This is a genomic window from Lachnospira sp. CLA-JM-H23 (assembly GCF_040096425.1).
Classification (GTDB): domain Bacteria; phylum Bacillota; class Clostridia; order Lachnospirales; family Lachnospiraceae; genus Lachnospira; species Lachnospira rogosae.
The window spans coordinates 371,583-390,201 of sequence record NZ_JBBMET010000002.1 but is presented as its reverse complement, the minus strand read 5'-3'; the positions used below and the strand labels follow the sequence as shown (position 1 = coordinate 390,201).

12 protein-coding genes and 1 pseudogene are annotated in these 18,619 nt (G+C 35.6%); 7 read left to right on the top strand and 6 right to left on the bottom strand.

Annotation, left to right across the window (positions count from 1 at the left end):
- Positions 1-234 precede the first annotated feature (234 nt).
- A complete protein-coding gene (locus WMO42_RS04190; protein ID WP_022502025.1) occupies positions 235-1,722 on the top strand; it encodes an altronate dehydratase family protein in 1,488 nt (495 codons plus the stop codon).
- Positions 1,723-2,101: 379 nt separating this feature from the next.
- Positions 2,102-2,566, top strand: a pseudogene (locus WMO42_RS04185) (QueT transporter family protein).
- Positions 2,567-2,874: 308 nt separating this feature from the next.
- On the opposite strand, the gene WMO42_RS04180 reads toward WMO42_RS04185, so the two are convergent.
- The 5 genes from WMO42_RS04180 to WMO42_RS04160 all read right to left on the bottom strand — a co-directional run bounded on the left by WMO42_RS04180 (position 2,875) and on the right by WMO42_RS04160 (position 8,081).
- Positions 2,875-3,048: a helix-turn-helix transcriptional regulator gene (locus WMO42_RS04180; RefSeq protein ID WP_349191621.1), complete on the bottom strand. Its 174-nt coding sequence runs from the start codon at positions 3,046-3,048 to the stop codon at positions 2,875-2,877.
- Between the two features lie 387 nt (positions 3,049-3,435).
- Positions 3,436-4,359 (bottom strand): Fic family protein, encoded by a 924-nt coding sequence (locus WMO42_RS04175; RefSeq protein WP_349172068.1) that lies wholly within the window; start codon positions 4,357-4,359, stop codon positions 3,436-3,438.
- 276 nt (positions 4,360-4,635) lie between these two features.
- The gene (locus WMO42_RS04170; RefSeq protein WP_349191619.1) at positions 4,636-6,000 is read right to left on the bottom strand and encodes a GHKL domain-containing protein; all 1,365 of its coding nucleotides are present in this window, start codon (positions 5,998-6,000) and stop codon (positions 4,636-4,638) included.
- An 11-nt stretch (positions 6,001-6,011) separates the two neighbouring features.
- Positions 6,012-6,725 (bottom strand): LytTR family DNA-binding domain-containing protein, encoded by a 714-nt coding sequence (locus WMO42_RS04165; RefSeq protein ID WP_349191618.1) that lies wholly within the window; start codon positions 6,723-6,725, stop codon positions 6,012-6,014.
- A gap of 243 nt (positions 6,726-6,968) precedes the next feature.
- Positions 6,969-8,081 (bottom strand): sugar kinase, encoded by a 1,113-nt coding sequence (locus tag WMO42_RS04160; protein WP_012739150.1) that lies wholly within the window; start codon positions 8,079-8,081, stop codon positions 6,969-6,971.
- Positions 8,082-8,403: 322 nt separating this feature from the next.
- On the opposite strand from WMO42_RS04160, the gene WMO42_RS04155 reads away from it, so the two are divergent.
- The 4 genes from WMO42_RS04155 to gltA all read left to right on the top strand — a co-directional run bounded on the left by WMO42_RS04155 (position 8,404) and on the right by gltA (position 16,771).
- A complete protein-coding gene (locus WMO42_RS04155; protein WP_022502020.1) occupies positions 8,404-12,288 on the top strand; it encodes an Ig-like domain-containing protein in 3,885 nt (1,294 codons plus the stop codon).
- 476 nt (positions 12,289-12,764) lie between these two features.
- On the top strand, positions 12,765-14,432 hold the full coding sequence (locus tag WMO42_RS04150; protein WP_349191617.1) for a chitobiase/beta-hexosaminidase C-terminal domain-containing protein: 1,668 nt from the start codon (positions 12,765-12,767) through the stop codon (positions 14,430-14,432).
- A 54-nt stretch (positions 14,433-14,486) separates the two neighbouring features.
- Entirely contained in the window at positions 14,487-15,365 is an 879-nt protein-coding gene (locus WMO42_RS04145) for a sulfide/dihydroorotate dehydrogenase-like FAD/NAD-binding protein (protein ID WP_022502018.1), read from the top strand.
- Positions 15,366-15,385: 20 nt separating this feature from the next.
- Positions 15,386-16,771 (top strand): NADPH-dependent glutamate synthase, encoded by a 1,386-nt coding sequence (gltA, locus tag WMO42_RS04140; protein ID WP_055174508.1) that lies wholly within the window; start codon positions 15,386-15,388, stop codon positions 16,769-16,771.
- 241 nt (positions 16,772-17,012) lie between these two features.
- Here the strand turns inward: gltA and WMO42_RS04135 are convergent, their stop codons facing one another.
- Positions 17,013-17,621: a hypothetical protein gene (locus tag WMO42_RS04135; RefSeq protein ID WP_349191616.1), complete on the bottom strand. Its 609-nt coding sequence runs from the start codon at positions 17,619-17,621 to the stop codon at positions 17,013-17,015.
- Between the two features lie 251 nt (positions 17,622-17,872).
- On the opposite strand from WMO42_RS04135, the gene WMO42_RS04130 reads away from it, so the two are divergent.
- Positions 17,873-18,523 (top strand): thiamine diphosphokinase, encoded by a 651-nt coding sequence (locus tag WMO42_RS04130; protein ID WP_055306548.1) that lies wholly within the window; start codon positions 17,873-17,875, stop codon positions 18,521-18,523.
- Positions 18,524-18,619: the final 96 nt, after the last annotated feature.

Sequence of the window (18,619 nt, the reverse complement as noted above, 5' to 3'; positions counted from 1 at the left end):
AAGCCTTAGCTGAATATAAGTTTCGGCATTGATTTATATCGTATTTTAAAGCATTAATAAGGGCGGGTGTTCTTTTTCATCCGCCCTTAAGTTATGTAAGAGGTATTGTGTATTTATACCCTTTTATTGTTATAATAAAAATGTTATGATATGAATGTAATCATTGAATTTCATAATTCTATGATGTACGTGGTTAATGATACATAGAGATTATATTAATTACAGGAGGTAGTTATGCAGGATTTTATTAAGATTAATAAAGATGATAATGTTGCAGTAGCTCTTAAGCCAATCGCTAAGGGCACAACACTTAATGTTGCTGGTACAGAAGTTACTACAATAGAAGATATCCCTCAGGGACATAAGTTTGTTATCAAGCCTATCAAGAAGGGTGATGCAGTTATAAAGTATGGTTTCAGAATCGGTTTCGCACAGTCTGATATTGAAGTTGGTGGCTGGGTTCATACACACAACTTAAAGACAGCTCTCGGTGAACTTCTTGAATACACATACAATCCAGAAGGACATAAGGACGTTGAGCCAACAGAGGAAGCGTTCTTTGAAGGATATATGCGTGAAAATGGTACAGTTGGTGTAAGAAATGAAGTATGGATTATCCCAACAGTTGGCTGTGTTAATTCAATAGCAAGAGCAATCGAAGCTACAGCAAGAGCTAACAAGCCAGAAGGTGTTGATGAAGTTGTTGCTTTCCCACATCCATACGGATGTTCACAGGTAACAGAGGATCAGGAGAATACAAGACACGTACTTGCTGACCTTATCAACCATCCTAATGCTGGTGCAGTACTTGTACTTGGTCTTGGTTGCGAGAACAGCCGTATTGAAGTTCTTAAGGATTATATCGGTGAAGTTAACCCAGACAGAGTTAAGTTCTTACAGGTTCAGGATGTAGAAAATGAGCAGGAAGCTGCTGAAGGTATTATGAAGGAACTTATGTCTTACGCTGCTACATTTAAGAGAGAAAAGGTTAGTGCTAAGCATCTTATCGTTGGTATGAAGTGCGGTGGTTCTGATGGTTTATCAGGTATCACAGCTAACCCAACAGTAGGTCTTTTCTCAGATATGCTCGTATCTAAGGGTGGTACAACTATCCTTACAGAAGTTCCAGAAATGTTCGGTGCAGAGACTATCCTTATGAATAGATGTGCTAACAAGGAACTTTTCGAGAAGACAGTTCACCTTATCAATGACTTTAAGGAATACTTCATCAAGAATGGTCAGGAAATCTATGAGAATCCATCACCAGGAAACAAGGATGGTGGTATCACAACACTTGAAGATAAGTCACTTGGATGTACACAGAAGTCTGGTTCATCACTTGTAAAGGGTGTATTAGCTTATGGTGAAAGAGTATCTGATAAGGGACTTAACCTTCTTAGTGCACCTGGTAATGACCTTGTTGCTTCAACAGCTTGTGCAGCAGCAGGAGCACAGATGGTTCTTTTCACAACAGGACGTGGAACACCATTTGCATCACCAGTACCTACAGTAAAGATTGCTACTAACTCAAGACTTGCTGGCAATAAGAGCAACTGGATAGACTTCAACGCAGGAAGAATTGTAACAGATGACCTTCCACTTGAAGATGCAGCTAAGGAACTCTTCCAGCTTGTATTAGATGTTGCTTCTGGTAAGAAGGTAAAGGCTGAAATCGCTGGCTTCCACGATTTAGCTATCTTTAAGCAGGGTGTAACTCTCTAATTAACAAATTTTAAGGATTGTGTTAATTGTTTTTCAGAGGCAGTTGTGTATCTTTCAGATTTTGCGTGGCTCTGAATAACAGCATATAAATATAGTGACATATAAGATTAAGGCGGGCAGATATTTACATTTCTGTCCGTCTTATAATGTGTCTGTGAATGCTGTTTATACGGAATGTGTCAGTGATATGTTTCATATATGCAGAGATTATAGTAATGTGTGTTCGAAACCTTCCACACATAAAACAAAACTAAAGGAGAATAAAATGGATACATTAAATCAAGGTAAAGAGGATAAGAATAAAGATATTATTGAAAATAATAATAAAAATAACAGCGGTAATAGAAATACTAAAAGTGCACAGTTTAAGGTTGCGTTTATTACACAGGCGGCCGTGATTGCGGCACTTTATGTTGTGCTTGTTATTATGTTTAACTATTGAAGCTTCGGACCTATACAGTTCAGAATAGCAGAGGCACTTACAATTCTGCCATATTTTACACCAGCGGCGATACCGGGATTGTTCGTAGGTTGTCTGTTATCTAACATCTTAGGCGGTGCGGCTATATGGGATATAATATTTGGAAGTATTGCGACACTTATTGGTGCAATAGGAACTTATGCGTTAAGGAAGAATAAGTGGCTTGCACCATTACCACCGATTATTGCGAATACACTTATAGTACCATTTGTATTAAGATATGCTTATGGTTCAGAGGGCGTATTTGCTATGTTCTTTGTGACAATCGGAGCAAGTGAATTCATAGTGTGTGGTGTTATTGGAATGTTGCTTTTATTCGCACTTAATCCGGTGAGAAACGTGATATTTAAGGGCGTGGAGTAAGATATAGACCGATATGGCAGAGTATAAATTATATAAATAGAAAATACAAAAATATAATATAAAAAGAAATATAAAAAGACTTTCGTTGGGAATGTAGTTGAAAGGTTGATGTAACCATTGGGGAGATTTCTAACGGAAGTCTTTTTGAATTTCAGCGTTTGCATAGACCGTCAAGATATGCTTTGAGTAATTTTTTATTTTGAACAGATAATTCTTTATAGGTGTTAAGTAATTCTTCTTCATCATCGGAAAGTAATTCATTTCTTAAAGGATTGCTTTCAAAAGAAAAGAATTCGGATAAGCTTATATTAAAACCGTGGCATATTTTTTCTAAAGTTACCCATAGTAGGACAGGTTTGCCTGTTAAAAATGTTATTAAGGCTTGAATATGGAATATCAGATTGCTTAGCTAGTTTGTATAAAGACCAATGTTTAAATGTAAGCAATTGTTGTATCCTGTCAAGTACATCCTGTTCTATCATTATATCCTTCATATTATCTGGTGTAGCAACAAGAAGATGACACAGAAGCCGCGAAAGAAACTTCGGAGTTAGACGAACAATCACAATTAGCAGGAAATAATAATGATGTATCTAATGATATCTTACGAAGCATACAGATAAGATATCCTAAAACAAGTGGAAAAATTACTGCAAAGACACAGCAATGGATTGTTGTATATCCTGATGGAAGCGAATATCATTTCTTATTTGACGGTTATAACTATCGTAAAATGCCTTTGTGGAATGATTAGTGTACACAAATAAAAATGTATTAATAACAAGTGCATTTTATAATATACCCCTAGATTTTAAAGTGTTTCAAAATCTAGGGGTATATGTTATATGCTATTTAATGACATAGCTCTTTTAAATATATTCAAAATATTCCAACAATTTCCTATATTCATCCTGCGAGGCACGGCAGGTTTCTAGTAAATAACCTTTTTCATCATTGTATTCATTTAAGCCTCGTCTATAATAATCTTTCATAGTATCATCAATAATAAAAGGGCAGATGTTATTTTTCAGACATTCTTTAAACATTATAAGTCTGCCAACACGTCCATTTCCGTCCTGAAATGGGTGTATTTTTTCAAATTTATAATGAAAATCAATTATATCCTCAAAGGTTATATTGCTGTTTTCCCTATAGTCTTTTAATAGACTCTTGATAGCGGCGGGGACTTTGGAAGGGTGTGTTGTTTCAATCATATCACCAATGACATTAGGGCGTTTCTTATAATCGCCAACTGCAAACCATTCTTTTTGACTATCCGTTGTTCCGCTTTTTAATAAGAGATGAATATGTTTTATAATATCTTCGGAAAGTTCTTTATCCGCAATTTTTAAAATATAATCAAAACATCTGAAATGATTAACAGTTTCTATGATGTCATCTACTTTTTCAACGCCATCAGTAATACCTATAGTCTTGGTTTCATAGATACTTCGTGTCTGTTCTTCTGTCAACCGGCTTCCTTCCATATGATTTGAATTATAAGCTATGCGTATCTGGGTCTGATGATATAGACCCCCTTTTAGTTTCATTTCCATTTCTTCACGAAGTCTGAAAAGAGTAGTATTTTTATCAATTTCTTTTTCATATGACAGAATAGCACCGGGCTGGCAGTCAAAAAAATCGCAAAGACTTTGAATTGTTGACATTGAAACATCTTCATTTTTGGAGAGCTTTGCCATAGTTGCTGAGGAAATTCCGATTTTATTTTTTAGCTTTTCTTTTGTGATTTCCTGTTCTTCCATTAGTAGAAATAATTTTTTGTATGAAATCATAGAATACCACCTTTCTGTACATACATAGTATATTATATATATTTAGATTTGTAAATATTTAATGTTTAGATATTGAAAGCAATATAATTTCACTAATTTGGTAGTTGCTGTAAAGGCATTTTGTGGGTATAATATATATAGATATAATTATTAGTATATGAAGGGATACGATATTAAAACTTTTGATAAGAAATTAAATAAATTATTGAAAAACAATTAATATAATGAAAAAGGACTGTCATCATAAATGACAGTCCTTTTTATGGTGGTGTATATTTATATACACGCCTGAAAATAAAACAACCCATCCTCAGTAAAGAAATCATATACACCGTTATATTTCTCAATCACAGATATTATGCTTCTAATACCGATACCGTGGCCGGCTTTATCCGATACAGGAGTATTATTTACAAATATAGGTTCAACAGCATAAGTATTGGTGATATTAATACATAATTTATTGTTTTTATCAAACACCTTTACTGTGATAATACGGTTTGAATTAACCTCGCCGTAGTCAGAAGTGCAGCCGGAATTGTAGTCAGAAGCAGTGTCGGATATGCTGTTATATGAATTATTAATAGATGTCCTGGCAGTCTGTACAAGCTTGCAGGCATTTATGGCATTTTCAATGGCATTTGCAAATAGACTGCAAAGGTCAGTTGGCTTGTAGTCAGAAAGGTTGGCGGCAGTAACTGACACTTGTGTGGTGATATTATATTTGTCAGCTTTGGCAATATAGGAAGATAATATAAGGTTGACAGCTTCATTAGCGCAGTATCTTGTTATTTGGCTGTTGTTAAGACTGGTACATATCTCCCTGATATAATCCTGTGCCTGTGCGTAGCTGTTATCATTAAGACAGCTTTGTATAAAGTTCATATGGTGTCGAAGGTCGTGGCGGTATATAGCTGCCTGTTTCTGATAGTCCGATAACTGGGCAATCTCTTTTTCTGCCTGTGCAGCTGCAGCCAAGAGAATGATATTTTCACGCTCGGCGGTATTTTTCTTATTTAACAGAGCCAGTATAACTGTTGATAATATAAAATAGAGTATGACAATAAAGCTGTCCATAAATTCTATAACAACAGCTTCTCCGCGGTATAACAGGTCTGTGTATACAGTGAATGCGTACTCTAAAATATAATAAGTAAGAGGCAGGAGAAAGAACATTGATATAATGGTCTTTGATTCGTTCTTAAGCCTTATTATGTAAGGAGAAATGTATTTAATTACAATAAATATAAGTGGGATTGTAATAATAATAGTTACAATATCTGATATCATAGGAATATCTTTGAAAATGTAAGCGGCAGCAGTGCCGAACCATTTTCTTGGGGTACACATAAGATAAGCCGACAGAACTGCAATTGATGAAATGTATATATTCTTATGGCAGACAAATCTTATGACAAGAATTAAAGGTATATGTATAAGGAAAGGATAGCTTTTATAAAGCACATTCTGACCAAGTAGCAGATAGCATACAGCCTGAAATAACGCAAATGTGAGAGTTGTATATATAAACAGCTTATGGTTATCTTCCAAGCGTATATCAGCAAAATAAAATGATACAATAATGCCAAAGATAAGAACAAAGATATAATTAATAAGATTTAATAAAGTAGAAATATCCATATAGCCCCCTGTTATTCTTCCATCTGGAAAGTTAAATACTGCTTCTTGATTTCAACGACACGGCGTTGTGCCAATGGAACTGTTTTGTTATTGCTCAGATGAATTTCATTACTAATAATAGTACTTATGTAGTTCATATTTACAATATATGAACGGTGTGGAAGCGTAAATTCTTTGTGAATACTAAGTGTATCACATATTGAGGAGAATACGTCGGTTGATGTTATGTGTTCTCCATTTTTAAGATGAATAGTTACCTTGCGGTTTAATGCTTCCGCATAGACAATATCAGCTGTACGGATTTTGTGTATACCTGAATTGTTCTTAATAATTATGTTGTTTGTCTGTTCGATGTTAAAGAAGTCTATTAAATCATCAAGCGTAGTATACAGGCGTTCTTTGTTCACGGGCTTTAACAGATAATTAAATGCCTTGACTTCATAGCTGTCTACTGCAAATTCGGAAGATGAAGTTAAGAATATTATAGGTGCGGCTTTATCAAAGGTACGGATTTCATTAGCGAGTGCAAGTCCGTTCATTACTGGCATAATAATGTCAAGAAAATATATGTCAAACTTCTCAAATCCGGCAGTAGAAGCAAGCTCGACACTGCTGTTATAATATTTCACTGTGAAGCTGATATTAGATGAGGCTTCATAATTATCTAAAAGTTCTCTTATTATACCTAATTCGTATTGGTCATCATCACATACGGCAATCTTCATAGTAATCTCCACTTCTAACAATTAATACTTACGTTATTATATATTTCTTTTTGATAAAATTCCATAGAAATTTACATTGTTCGCGTTGAAAAATGTTGGTTGATATGATAAATAGTGTTAATTAGCTGATTTATTTCAATTATTGTGTTATATAACTGAAAAAGGAGGTATACGGAATTCTGTATACCTCCTTTTTATGCTTAAAAGCATAAGTTTAAATGGATTAACTAAAACAATGTTTAATTATCTCTGAACTCTGGCACCAGCTCCACCAACGATACCTTCAACTTCCTTAAGAGAAGCCATTGTTGTATCACCAGGAGTTGTCATAGCTAATGCACCATGAGCAGCACCATAGTTAACAGCCTTTTCAGCGTCTTCAAATGTCATAAGACCATATACAAGACCTGAAGCGAATGAATCTCCGCCACCAACTCTATCCATGATTTCAAGTCCATCATACTGAGCAGCTTTGTAGATTTCACCATCAGCCCAGCAGATTGCTGACCAGTCATTAACTGTAGCTGTCTTAACCTGACGAAGAGTTGTAGCAACAGCCTTGAAGTTAGGGTATGTAGCAGCAGCTTCGTTAATCATCTTCTTGTAACCATCAAGGTTAAGAGTCTTAAGGTTCTCATCGTTACCTTCGATTTCGAAACCAAGGCAAGCTGTGAAGTCTTCTTCGTTACCAATCATAACGTCAACATACTTAGCAACTTCTTTATTAACTTCCTGAGCCTTAGCTAAACCGCCAATAGCTTCCCACATAGATGGTCTGTAGTTAAGATCGTAAGATACGATTGTACCGTACTTCTTAGCTGCCTTACAAGCTGCAATAACAGTTTCACAAGCCTGTTCAGAAAGAGCAGCATAGATACCACCTGTATGTAACCAACGAACACCTAAGCCACCATCGCTCTTGTTCTTGAAGATGTAATCAAAGTCGAAATCTTCTGGAGTAGCCTGAGAAATAGCTGTGTTAGCTCTATCTGAGCAACCCTTGGCACCACGGATACCGAATCCTCTTTCTGTGAAGTTGAGACCATTTCTGCAAAGACGACCGATACCATCTGTCTTCTTCCAGCAGATAAGGGATGTATCAACACCACCCTGTTCGATGAAGTCCTTCATAAGAAGACCTACTTCGTTATCAGCGAAAGATGTGATAACAGCAGTTCTCATACCGAAGCACTTGTGAAGACCACGGATAACGTTATATTCTCCGCCACCTTCCCATGCTCTAAAGCTTCTTGCTGTACGAATTCTTCCTTCACCTGGATCAAGACGAAGCATTACTTCACCTAAAGATACAGCATCAAATGTGCATTCTTCAGCTGGTCTTAAATTTAATTTCATTTTTTAGATACCTCCAAATAAATTTTTACATAATCATATTAACATATAATTTAGATTTAATCTATATATTTAAGTAAAGTTTTGTATAAAGCTGTCAATTTTCCACTGATTAAAAAGAATATTGGTAAGTTACATTATATATAAATTGAAATATAATGTATTATGTAAGATGTAATGCAATTTATAAAAAGTGAAATGTTAAAAAAATATACATAATTATTGAAAATAGAACTTTTTGCTTATTGAAAATATTGTGGAGATATTGTAAAATATTTCTAAAATAGTATACCAATGAATAATATTTATGAAATGAGGCATATATATGAGCAATATCAAGAAGTTAAGAAAACTCAAAATCCAATGGAAAATATTGCTTTCAGCAATGCTTGTTATATTCGTATTTGGCGGATATATGGTATTTGCTAAAGCTGATTCCAGTGTCACTGTATCAGTGACAACGACAGCAACAATTGTTAATCAGGGCACAGAGTCGAACAGCATCGTGGCAACTATGTCGGGAAGAGATGAGAATAATGTCAGTCAGGATTCACCGGATAATTATAAGCCGGCAGTAAGAAATCTTAAATGGACAGTATCCAACTCTGATATTATTAAATTTGTCGTAAGTGATAGTGCGGGAACTAAATATGCAGACACAGCAGAAGGCACTGCCAATCCTACAATATATGGTAATAGAGCAGGTAAGGCAACAATTACGGCTACATATTATACTAAGGCTTACGGACCAGACGGTAGCATTACTTATGAAGAAGAGCTTGGAAATGACTCTGTAGATATCATCGTTCCTTTAAAGATTAACAGCTTTAAGGCATACAGAAATGGTGTAGAGCTTACAAAAGAAGAAATGCTTTGTTATCAGGTAGGAGATATTATTGAGATAACATCTAATGCCAATGATACTAATAAAATATTTGTTGAAACAGACAATGATAAGACAGGAAGTCTTTCTAAAGATGGTATTGTAGAGAAAGTATCATCTTCAGGTGCTAAAGTAACACTTAAGATTGTCGGTGGTGGTAGAACTAATCTTAAAGTAAGAACAGCAGATGGTGATGGTATCAATTCTCTTACAGCAACATACCAGATAACATCAAAGGTCGAATACACTGATGGAGTTGCTAACTCAGAAGGACATTCTATTCAGAAGCTTTCTGATGGTACAAGATTTATTACATTATCAGATAAAGATTTTGAAGACTTTAAAGAAGAAGCAATTCCTTCTAATATTAAGTATCCAGCAACAGCAGGTGTTACATATGTATCATCAGATACAGACGTAATTACATATAAGGCTGGTAGCGTAAAAGGTGTTAACGCAGGTGTAGCCCAGGCAACAGCAGGTGTTGCAAGTATTGATGTACAGGGTAACATAGGCTGGGCGACCAAAGATGCAGTTAATGTTGTTGTACCATTTAAGAAGCTTGGCAATGATGTAAGTAATATGAATGTGGGTGACTCAATACAGCTTAAGACTTCTGCTAAATCAACAGAGGTTACCTGGTCAACATCTGATAACAGCGTACTTCAGGTTGATGCAACAACAGGTCTTGTTACAGCAATGGGAGCTGGTAAAGCTACTATATATGCAACAAGAGTTGATGATGAACTTTCAACAAAGTACAAGCTTAATAATCAACTTTCTTATGAGATTACAGTTATCGATGGATTTGGCTTAAGCCTTACATCAATGAGTGTTAATATAGGTGATACACAGAACCTTGTAGCACTTGTAACTAATAATCCAAGCAAGGATGATATTACATTTACAGTAGAGAATCAGCCAGATGCAGCAGGAGTTGTTCCAACTGAGACTTTAATTAATGTAGTTCAGTCAGAAGACGGAAGAACATTCAAGGTAACAGGTATTGCATCAGGTATAGCACATATTAAGGTGACACAGAATGTTAATGGCGTTATTAAGAAAGCAACCTGTGTTGTATATGTTACAACACCAGTGGGTGAGATTACTATTAATCCTTCATCACTTACAGTAGACAGAGGTTCATCTGATACTGTACAGCTTATATTTAACCCATCAGCACCAACTAATAATAAAGTATTATGGTCATCATCTAATACAGATGTTGCAACAGTAGAAGGTGACAGCTATACAGCTACAATTACTGGTGTATCTGGTGGTACAACAACAATTACGGTCATAACAGAAGACGGACTTAAAGTAGCAACTTGTGATGTATATGTAAGAGAACCTGTAACAGGTCTTGTACTTAATGCAACAACAGTTGAATCATCGATGGCAGTTGGTCAGTATCAGCTCGTTGCAACTGTTCTTCCAGCAGGCGAAGGTGTTGACCGTGCTGTAACATGGACATCATCAGATCCATCGGTTGCAACAGTAGATGAGAATGGTCTTGTTAAGTATGTTAAGCCAGGATATTGTACAATCGTATGTAAGACAACAGATGGAGCATATATAGCTACTTGTAACTTTATCATAAGCATACCAGTAGAGCAGATTAAACTTGATTATACTGATGAGATAATGTCAATAGGCAGTACATTAAGAATTACAGCAGAGGTTCTTCCGGTAACAGCTACTAATAGAACAGTAGTATGGGAATCTTCTAATACTAATGTGTGTATCGTAGATTCTAATGGTCTTGTAGAGGCAGTTGGAACAGGAAGCTGTACAATCCTTTGTAAGTCATTGGACGGTAACTACACAGCAATGTGTAATATATATGTTAAACAGCCTGTAACACAGGTTATACTTAATACAACAGATATAACTGTAAGACAGGGTCAGGTATTCTGGCTTAATGCTACTTGTCTTCCAGAGAATGCAGATAATAAGATTATCAGCTGGGAAAGCCGTGATGAGAGCGTGTGTACAGTTGAGAGCGATGGTAAGGTTACAGCAGTAGGTGCTGGTACAACATCTATTATTGCAACCAATGTTGATACAGGACTTACAGCATATTGTGTTGTAACGGTTACACAGCCGGTAACAGGAATTTCGCTTAACTCAGATTATCAGGAATTATGGGTTGGAGCTAAATATGCAATCATACCGGTAGTTGAACCTTATGATGCTGAGAATAAGAATGTTACATATTTATCAAGTGATCCATCAGTAGCAACAGTAGATGAAAATGGTGTTGTTACAGCATTAAAGGGTGGAAGTTGTATAATTGAAGTGACAACCGAAGTTAATAAGTTAACGGCGGCGTGTACGATTGTAGTAAAAGAGTATGTATCATCAATAACTCTTAGTGAAACTGATAAATTTATGAATGTTGGTTCAACAGGAACGCTTGTTGCTTCTGTTGGAACGGATACAGCTACTAATAAGAATATAGTATGGTCATCTTCTAATTATGATATATGTTATGTAGATGGCAATGGTAACTTAAGTGCCAACTCAGTTGGTAATGCAGTTATTACAGCAACAGCGGCAGACGGAAGTGGTGTTAGTGCTTCTTGTATTGTAAAGGTTGTTGATCCTGTAATAGGAATTACAGTTGAACCAGATACAGTAAGGCTTCTTGTTGGTGATTCAGCTAAGGTTACAGCAGTCATAACACCAGATAGTGCAACTGTCAAAGATGTATCATGGACATCATCTAATGAAGCTATTGCAACAGTAGATGAGTCGGGAGAAATATTTGCCCTTAGTACTGGTAAATGTAAGATAACAGCTACATCACAAGACGGTAACGAAGTTAAGGGTGTATGCTGGGTATATGTAACACCAGTTGTTAACATATCATCATTAAGAATTAACTCTAAAGAAATATATATGCTTTCTGGACGAGCTAGACAGTTATCAGTAATTGTAAGACCTGTTAATAATACAGATTCTTATGAGTGGTATTCAACAGATACAGGAATTGTACAGGTAGACCAGAATGGTGTAATCACAACCGTTGGTCCTGGTACTGCAGATGTGTTTGTTATAAGCAATAACAGCAGTGTAGAAGCTTCATGTACGGTACATTCGCTTGCTATGAGTACATCACGAGTGAGATTGGAGCAGTACGATAGATTTAATCTAGATGTAATAGGTACAGAAGATGCTGTTACCTGGAGAAGTTCTAATCCAAGAGTATGTACGGTTTCATCATCAGGTGAAGTTATAGGTAGACGGGCAGGAACAGCTACAGTAACAGCTACAGTTCATAATAAGACACTTAGCTGTACGGTAACAGTTACTAACATCAGGTAATGCTGCTGGAAAATTTCAATTCTTGATATAAGCTTTAAAGATATTATAGAACTTAAAGATGGTTATGCCAGACATTCAAGTCTGGCATAACCATTCTTTATATAATATTTTGACTGTTATCAGAACATAATGGAACTGACTGTAATAATAAACGGCTTATAGAACAAAATAGACAATATAAAAAGAAACAGGCACTATAAGATTATTCTTATGGTGCCTGTTCTTTATTATTTAATATGAGGGGGAGATAGAAAGAATTAACTTTGCTATCTGATTATTAATATAACCTGTAATTGTGTGCAAAGTATGTCTTATTTATGAAAGAACGATAAAAAGAATTAACAAAATAATAAAATAATATATATCAAATGGATAGCAGCTATAAAGTTCAAAAAGTTTAATTTGTTAATTTATTGATTATTGAGTATCAATATGTTAGAATTTATTCGTTAAAATATAAAGGCAGGGGAATAAGTATGAATAGCAATGACAAAGATGAGTTAGATGATGAGTTAATTAAATCAATGAAAAAGCTTGTTGAAGAAGAAACTAACGTTGCTAAGGCGTTCATAGATACCCAGAATGAGTTGCCAGACGAAGATGATGAGTCTGGTGATGAAACAATGGGTAAGACAAGGGTTATACCTAAGGTCACAGATGATATGCTCACTAAAGTAAGTGATGCTACAATTAATATCAGTGATTTGAATGCAGACAAAAAACTTCAATCCAATAAAGAACAGAATAATATAGATGATACCAGCAGAGTAAAAGAATACAATAAAGTCAGGGAGTCAGAACCGGTAACAGAATATAATATGGCAGAACAGCAGGATAAGTGTTCTGATGCACATATGGATAATGGTAATAATGAGAAAGATGACAGCGTGCAGGAAAAGGCTAAGAAGCCTATGGATGCTAAGAGGAAAAAGATGATTATAGCTGTTTCCTGTGTAGTAGCTGCTTTAGTAGTCATTATAGGTATAGTTGTCGGAGTTGTTCTTAATAATAAGAATAAGAATTCGTACCAATATAATTATGATAAAGGAATGAGTTCTTATCAGAACAAGGATTATGATAATGCTATTAAGTATCTTGCTAAAGCTTCCAAGTTATCTGAAGGCAAGAAAAATGTAGATTTAAAATATACATTGTATCAGTGTTATGCTGCAACAGATAATACAGATATGTCAATTGAAGTGTTAAAGGATATTTTATCATTTGATGAGAATAATGAGAAAGCTATAAAAGCATTAGCTTCAATATATAATACTAAGAAAGATGGAACAAGTCTTAATAAGCTTATTAAAGATTATAAGGATAAACAGGGTTACAAATATCTTACAGATTATGTTGTTGAAACCCCTAAGCCATCAGTTGAAGCTGGAAGCTATGATGATGTGATTAAGTTACAATTTACAGAGAACAGCAGTTCAACAATATATTACACAACAGATAAGACTGAGCCAGATAAGAAAAGTAAACGTTACACAGGTACAGCAATAGAAATACAGAGTGGTACTACTACAATAAAGGCTATTGCTATTAGTGACATAGGAGTGTGCAGTGATGTTGTGGAGCTGGAGTATACAGTTGACTTTAAGAAGCCATCTGCACCAACAGTAGGTCCTGCCTCAGGAACATATGAGGAAGGACAGACTGTGACAATAGATAATATTCCAGTTGGCAGTACAGCGTATTATACATTAGATGGTTCTACACCAACTAAGAATTCGGAGGAATACTCTGAACCATTTACAATTCCAACAGGTAATAATGTAATATCTGTTGTTATAATTGATTCGCATAACCAGTCAAGCAGTGTTGTTAAGCGTAACTATGTTGTCAACAAGGCTAAGACATATGTATATAATGAGGCACTTGAGATATTAAAAGGAAAGCTTATATCAAAGGGAGTGCTTAAGTCAGATGGAACTACAGCTGCTGATGGTTCTACAGTTACATTTGTATATCAGTCAAGGACAACTGTAGATGGAGTTGAGATGTTCGTTGTAAGATATGATGTGACATCTAAGACGGGTAAGACTTCTACAGCTGGTTATTATGGTGTCGCGACTAAGACAGGTGACTGCTATACAGTGACACAGAATGGCGGAGCATATAGTGCAGCCGCATATAATTAAGTTTTGATGTGTGATTAACACTTCAGATAATATATAACTGAAAGGGGTAATAAAATGTACAAGATTCTTAAGGCTGAAAAATTAGCAGAAAAGATTTTTCTTATGGATGTTGAAGCACCAAGAGTTGCTAAGCACTGTGAACCTGGCCAGTTCATAATTGTTAAAATGGATGAAAAAGGAGAGAGAATTCCTCTTACAATCTGTGATTATGACAGAGAAGCTGGAACAATAACAATTGTATTCCAGATAGTAGGAGCATCAACAGAAAAAATGTCTCACCTTAAAGCAGGCGATGCTTTTAGTGATTTCGTTGGTCCATTAGGATGCCCTTCAGAATTAATTCACGAGAATATTGAGGATTTAAAGAAGCAGAATATCGTATTTATAGCAGGTGGTGTAGGTACAGCACCAGTATATCCTCAGGTAAAATGGCTTCATGAGCATGGTGTAGATGTTGATGTTATCGTTGGAGCTAAGAACAAAGACCTTATCTTATTAGAAGAAGAGATGAAGGCAGTGGCAGGTAATCTTTATATAACAACTGATGATGGCAGCTATGTAAGAAAAGGTATGGGTACAGATGTACTTAAAGATCTTTATGCACAGGGTAAGAAGTATGACAAATGTATAGCGATTGGACCATTGATTATGATGAAATTCGTCTGTCTTTTAACTAAGGAATTAGGTATACCTACAGTTGTAAGTATGAACCCTATTATGGTTGATGGTACAGGTATGTGTGGTGCATGCAGACTTCAGGTTGGTGATGAGATTAAGTTCGCTTGTGTAGACGGACCGGAGTTCGATGGACATTTAGTAGACTTTGACCAGGCTATGAAACGTCAGCAGACATATAAGACAGAAGAGGGCAGAGCTATGCTTGCAGCCCTTGAAGGAGATACGCATCACGGTGGATGTGGACAATGTAATTAATCAACGGAAAAGAGGTATATATAATGGATGTTATGAAGAAAGTTCCAGTAAGGGAACAGGCTCCAGATGTAAGGAATAAGAACTTTGATGAGGTATGCCTTGGATATAATGCAGAAGAGGCACAGGAAGAAGCAACACGTTGCCTTAATTGTAAGAATGCTAAATGTGTACAGGGATGTCCAGTATCAATCAATATTCCGGAATTCATACATAATGTAAAAGAAGGTAATTTTGAAGAAGCTTACAAGGTTATTGGAAAGTCATCTGCATTACCTGCTGTATGTGGCCGTGTATGTCCACAGGAAACACAGTGTGAAGGTCAGTGTATAAGAGGAATTAAGGGCGAAGCTATATCAATTGGTAAGCTTGAAAGATTCGTAGCTGACTGGGCTAGAGAGAACAATGTATCACCAGAGATGCCAACAGAGAAGAAGGGTAAGAAAGTGGCTGTTATCGGTTCAGGTCCTTCAGGACTTACTTGTGCCGGTGACCTTGCTAAGATGGGATATGATGTTACAATATTTGAAGCACTTCACGAAGCTGGTGGAGTATTAGTATATGGCATTCCAGAATTCCGTCTTCCAAAGAAGACAGTTGTTGCATCAGAGATTGAAAATGTTAAGAAGCTTGGCGTTAAGATTGAAACTAACGTAGTAATCGGTAAGTCAATGACAATTGACCAGCTTATTAATGAAGAAGGTTTTGATGCTGTATTTATCGGTTCAGGTGCTGGTCTTCCAAGATTTATGGGTATCCCAGGAGAAAATGCTAATGAAGTATTCTCAGCTAATGAATACCTTACAAGAAGCAATCTTATGAAAGCTTTCAGAGAGGATTATGATACACCAATAGCAAGATTTAAGAAGGTTGCTGTCGTTGGTGGTGGTAACGTTGCTATGGATGCCGCAAGAACAGCATTAAGACTTGGTGCTGAGGTACATATTGTATACAGAAGAAGTGAGGAAGAACTTCCTGCAAGAGCAGAAGAAGTACATCACGCTAAAGAAGAGGGTATTATATTTGACCTTCTTACTAACCCAACAGAAGTCCTTACTGATGATAAGGGTAATGTTACAGGTATTAAGTGTGTTAAGATGGAACTTGGCGAACCAGATGCTTCTGGAAGAAGAAAGCCTGTTGAAGTCCCTGATTCAGAATTCGTAATGGATCTTGATGCAGTTATAATGTCACTTGGTACATCACCTAACCCACTTATCTCATCTACAACTAAGGGTCTTGAGATTAATAAGAGGAAATGTATTGTAGCAGAAGAAGCTAATGGACAGACATCTAAGGAAGGCGTATACGCTGGTGGTGATGCTGTTACAGGTGCTGCAACAGTTATTCTTGCTATGGGAGCTGGTAAAGCTGCTGCTAAGGGTATTGATGAGTACCTTTCAAAGTAAGTAATTATATTTGCAATAATAGTAAAAAGCTGTTGATTTATTATCAGTGTTTAGATAATAAATCAACAGCTTTTGTTTATCTTATGTTATAGCCTGATTATAGCTGGGTAATATTTAGCATTGACAGGCTGTGTGATTTTATAGCAGACTGTATGGTTCTATGGAAGCCAGTATTTTTATAAAGCTGATTGTATGCTTTTTATAGAAGCCTGTATATTCTTTTTGTTTTTGTAAAGTTGATTTACATATTGAAAATGCTGTCAATGTATTTATCAGAGATAGTGTCACATAACCCTTCGGACGTGTCAGGGAACTGTTTCATAATAGCATTTTTGATGTAATCACTTCTGTTGAAATATTTCATTTCTTCTGCAATATCATTGTTGTAAGAACCTTCAATGTCTTCTTTGGTTACATTGTCATTAAGCCAGTTGATAATAGTGTCCGTTGCTTCATTTTCGATAGAGGCGTTTGACTTGATTTTCTTGGAATACTTTAATGACCAGAAACCTATTGCGATAAATCCAACAAATAAAAGACCAAGAACAACATTTACAAGTATGAAATTAGAACTACCTTTTGTTACAAACTTTAATATTCCGATGTCATTAAGAATAAGAATTATAATTCCAGCAGCACCGCATACAAAAAAAGTTATTGCAGACGACAAGTTATCTTTATATTTGTCATCTGTTGACTCATACAGATTGCCAGAGTGCTGTAAAAGCTCAATGCCTTCTTCTTCCTCGATAATATTTTTGGCTTCTTTTTCAGAAATGCCAGATTGCTTAACTTCGTCAATGATGTGTTCATCAACTGTATTGTCTGACTGTGAATTTAAGCTGCTCACAATAATCTCCTTTCTATGCATATGAATAATATGTAATATGTAGCATTAAAATGCTTTGCGTAAATTAAACTATATATAATCAGTAAAATGTGGTACTATTACCAGATGTAAGCAGAATGAAAATGCTGTCTGCTTATTAAAATATATACGCTTAATTACTATTTGGTTAATTATAAAGTATAAATGTGAAAAATTAAAGAACATGGGCAGAAAATTTAAAAGATTGATAATTAAAAAGGAGGTTATAGAAGATGAGCAAGACTCTTATTGTTACAGGTGGAAGTATTAATGTTGCGTGGGCGAAAGAATGGCTTGATAATCAGACATTTGATTATTGCATAGCGGCTGACAGCGGTCTTGAGTATGCTGATAAGCTTGGATTGAAGGTGGATTTTCTGCTTGGAGATTACGATTCAGTAGATAAAGATGTGCTTGACAGATATAAGAGTAATACTGAATTTGAGATATATCCTAAAGAAAAAGATTATACCGACACACATCTTGCGATTATGACAGCACTTAAAAAGGGTGCAACAGACATATATATACTTGGTGCGACAGGAACAAGAATGGATCACACAATTACCAATATAGGAAATATGAAGGTGGCGGCTGATTGTGGAAAGGACTGCCATATAGTTGATGAGCACAATTATATATATCTTTTAAGTGAGGCTGATGGAATACATATAATTCGTAAAGACAGCCAGTATGGAAGATATGTGTCAATTATTCCTATGTCAGAAAATGTCAGTTTAAGCCTTGAGGGATTTAAATATACGCTTGATAATTATGAATTAAAGCAGGGATTAAGTATATGCCAGAGCAACGAAGTGGAAGATGAACAGGGAATAATTAAGGTTCATAAAGGACTTATTATAGTTCTTGAAACAAAAGATTAATAACATATATGTCCTATGTGCAAAATTAATGAAAAATGCGTATAAAATTAACAAAATAACGTGGAAAGCAACAACAAATCTCTTGTAATTTAACTT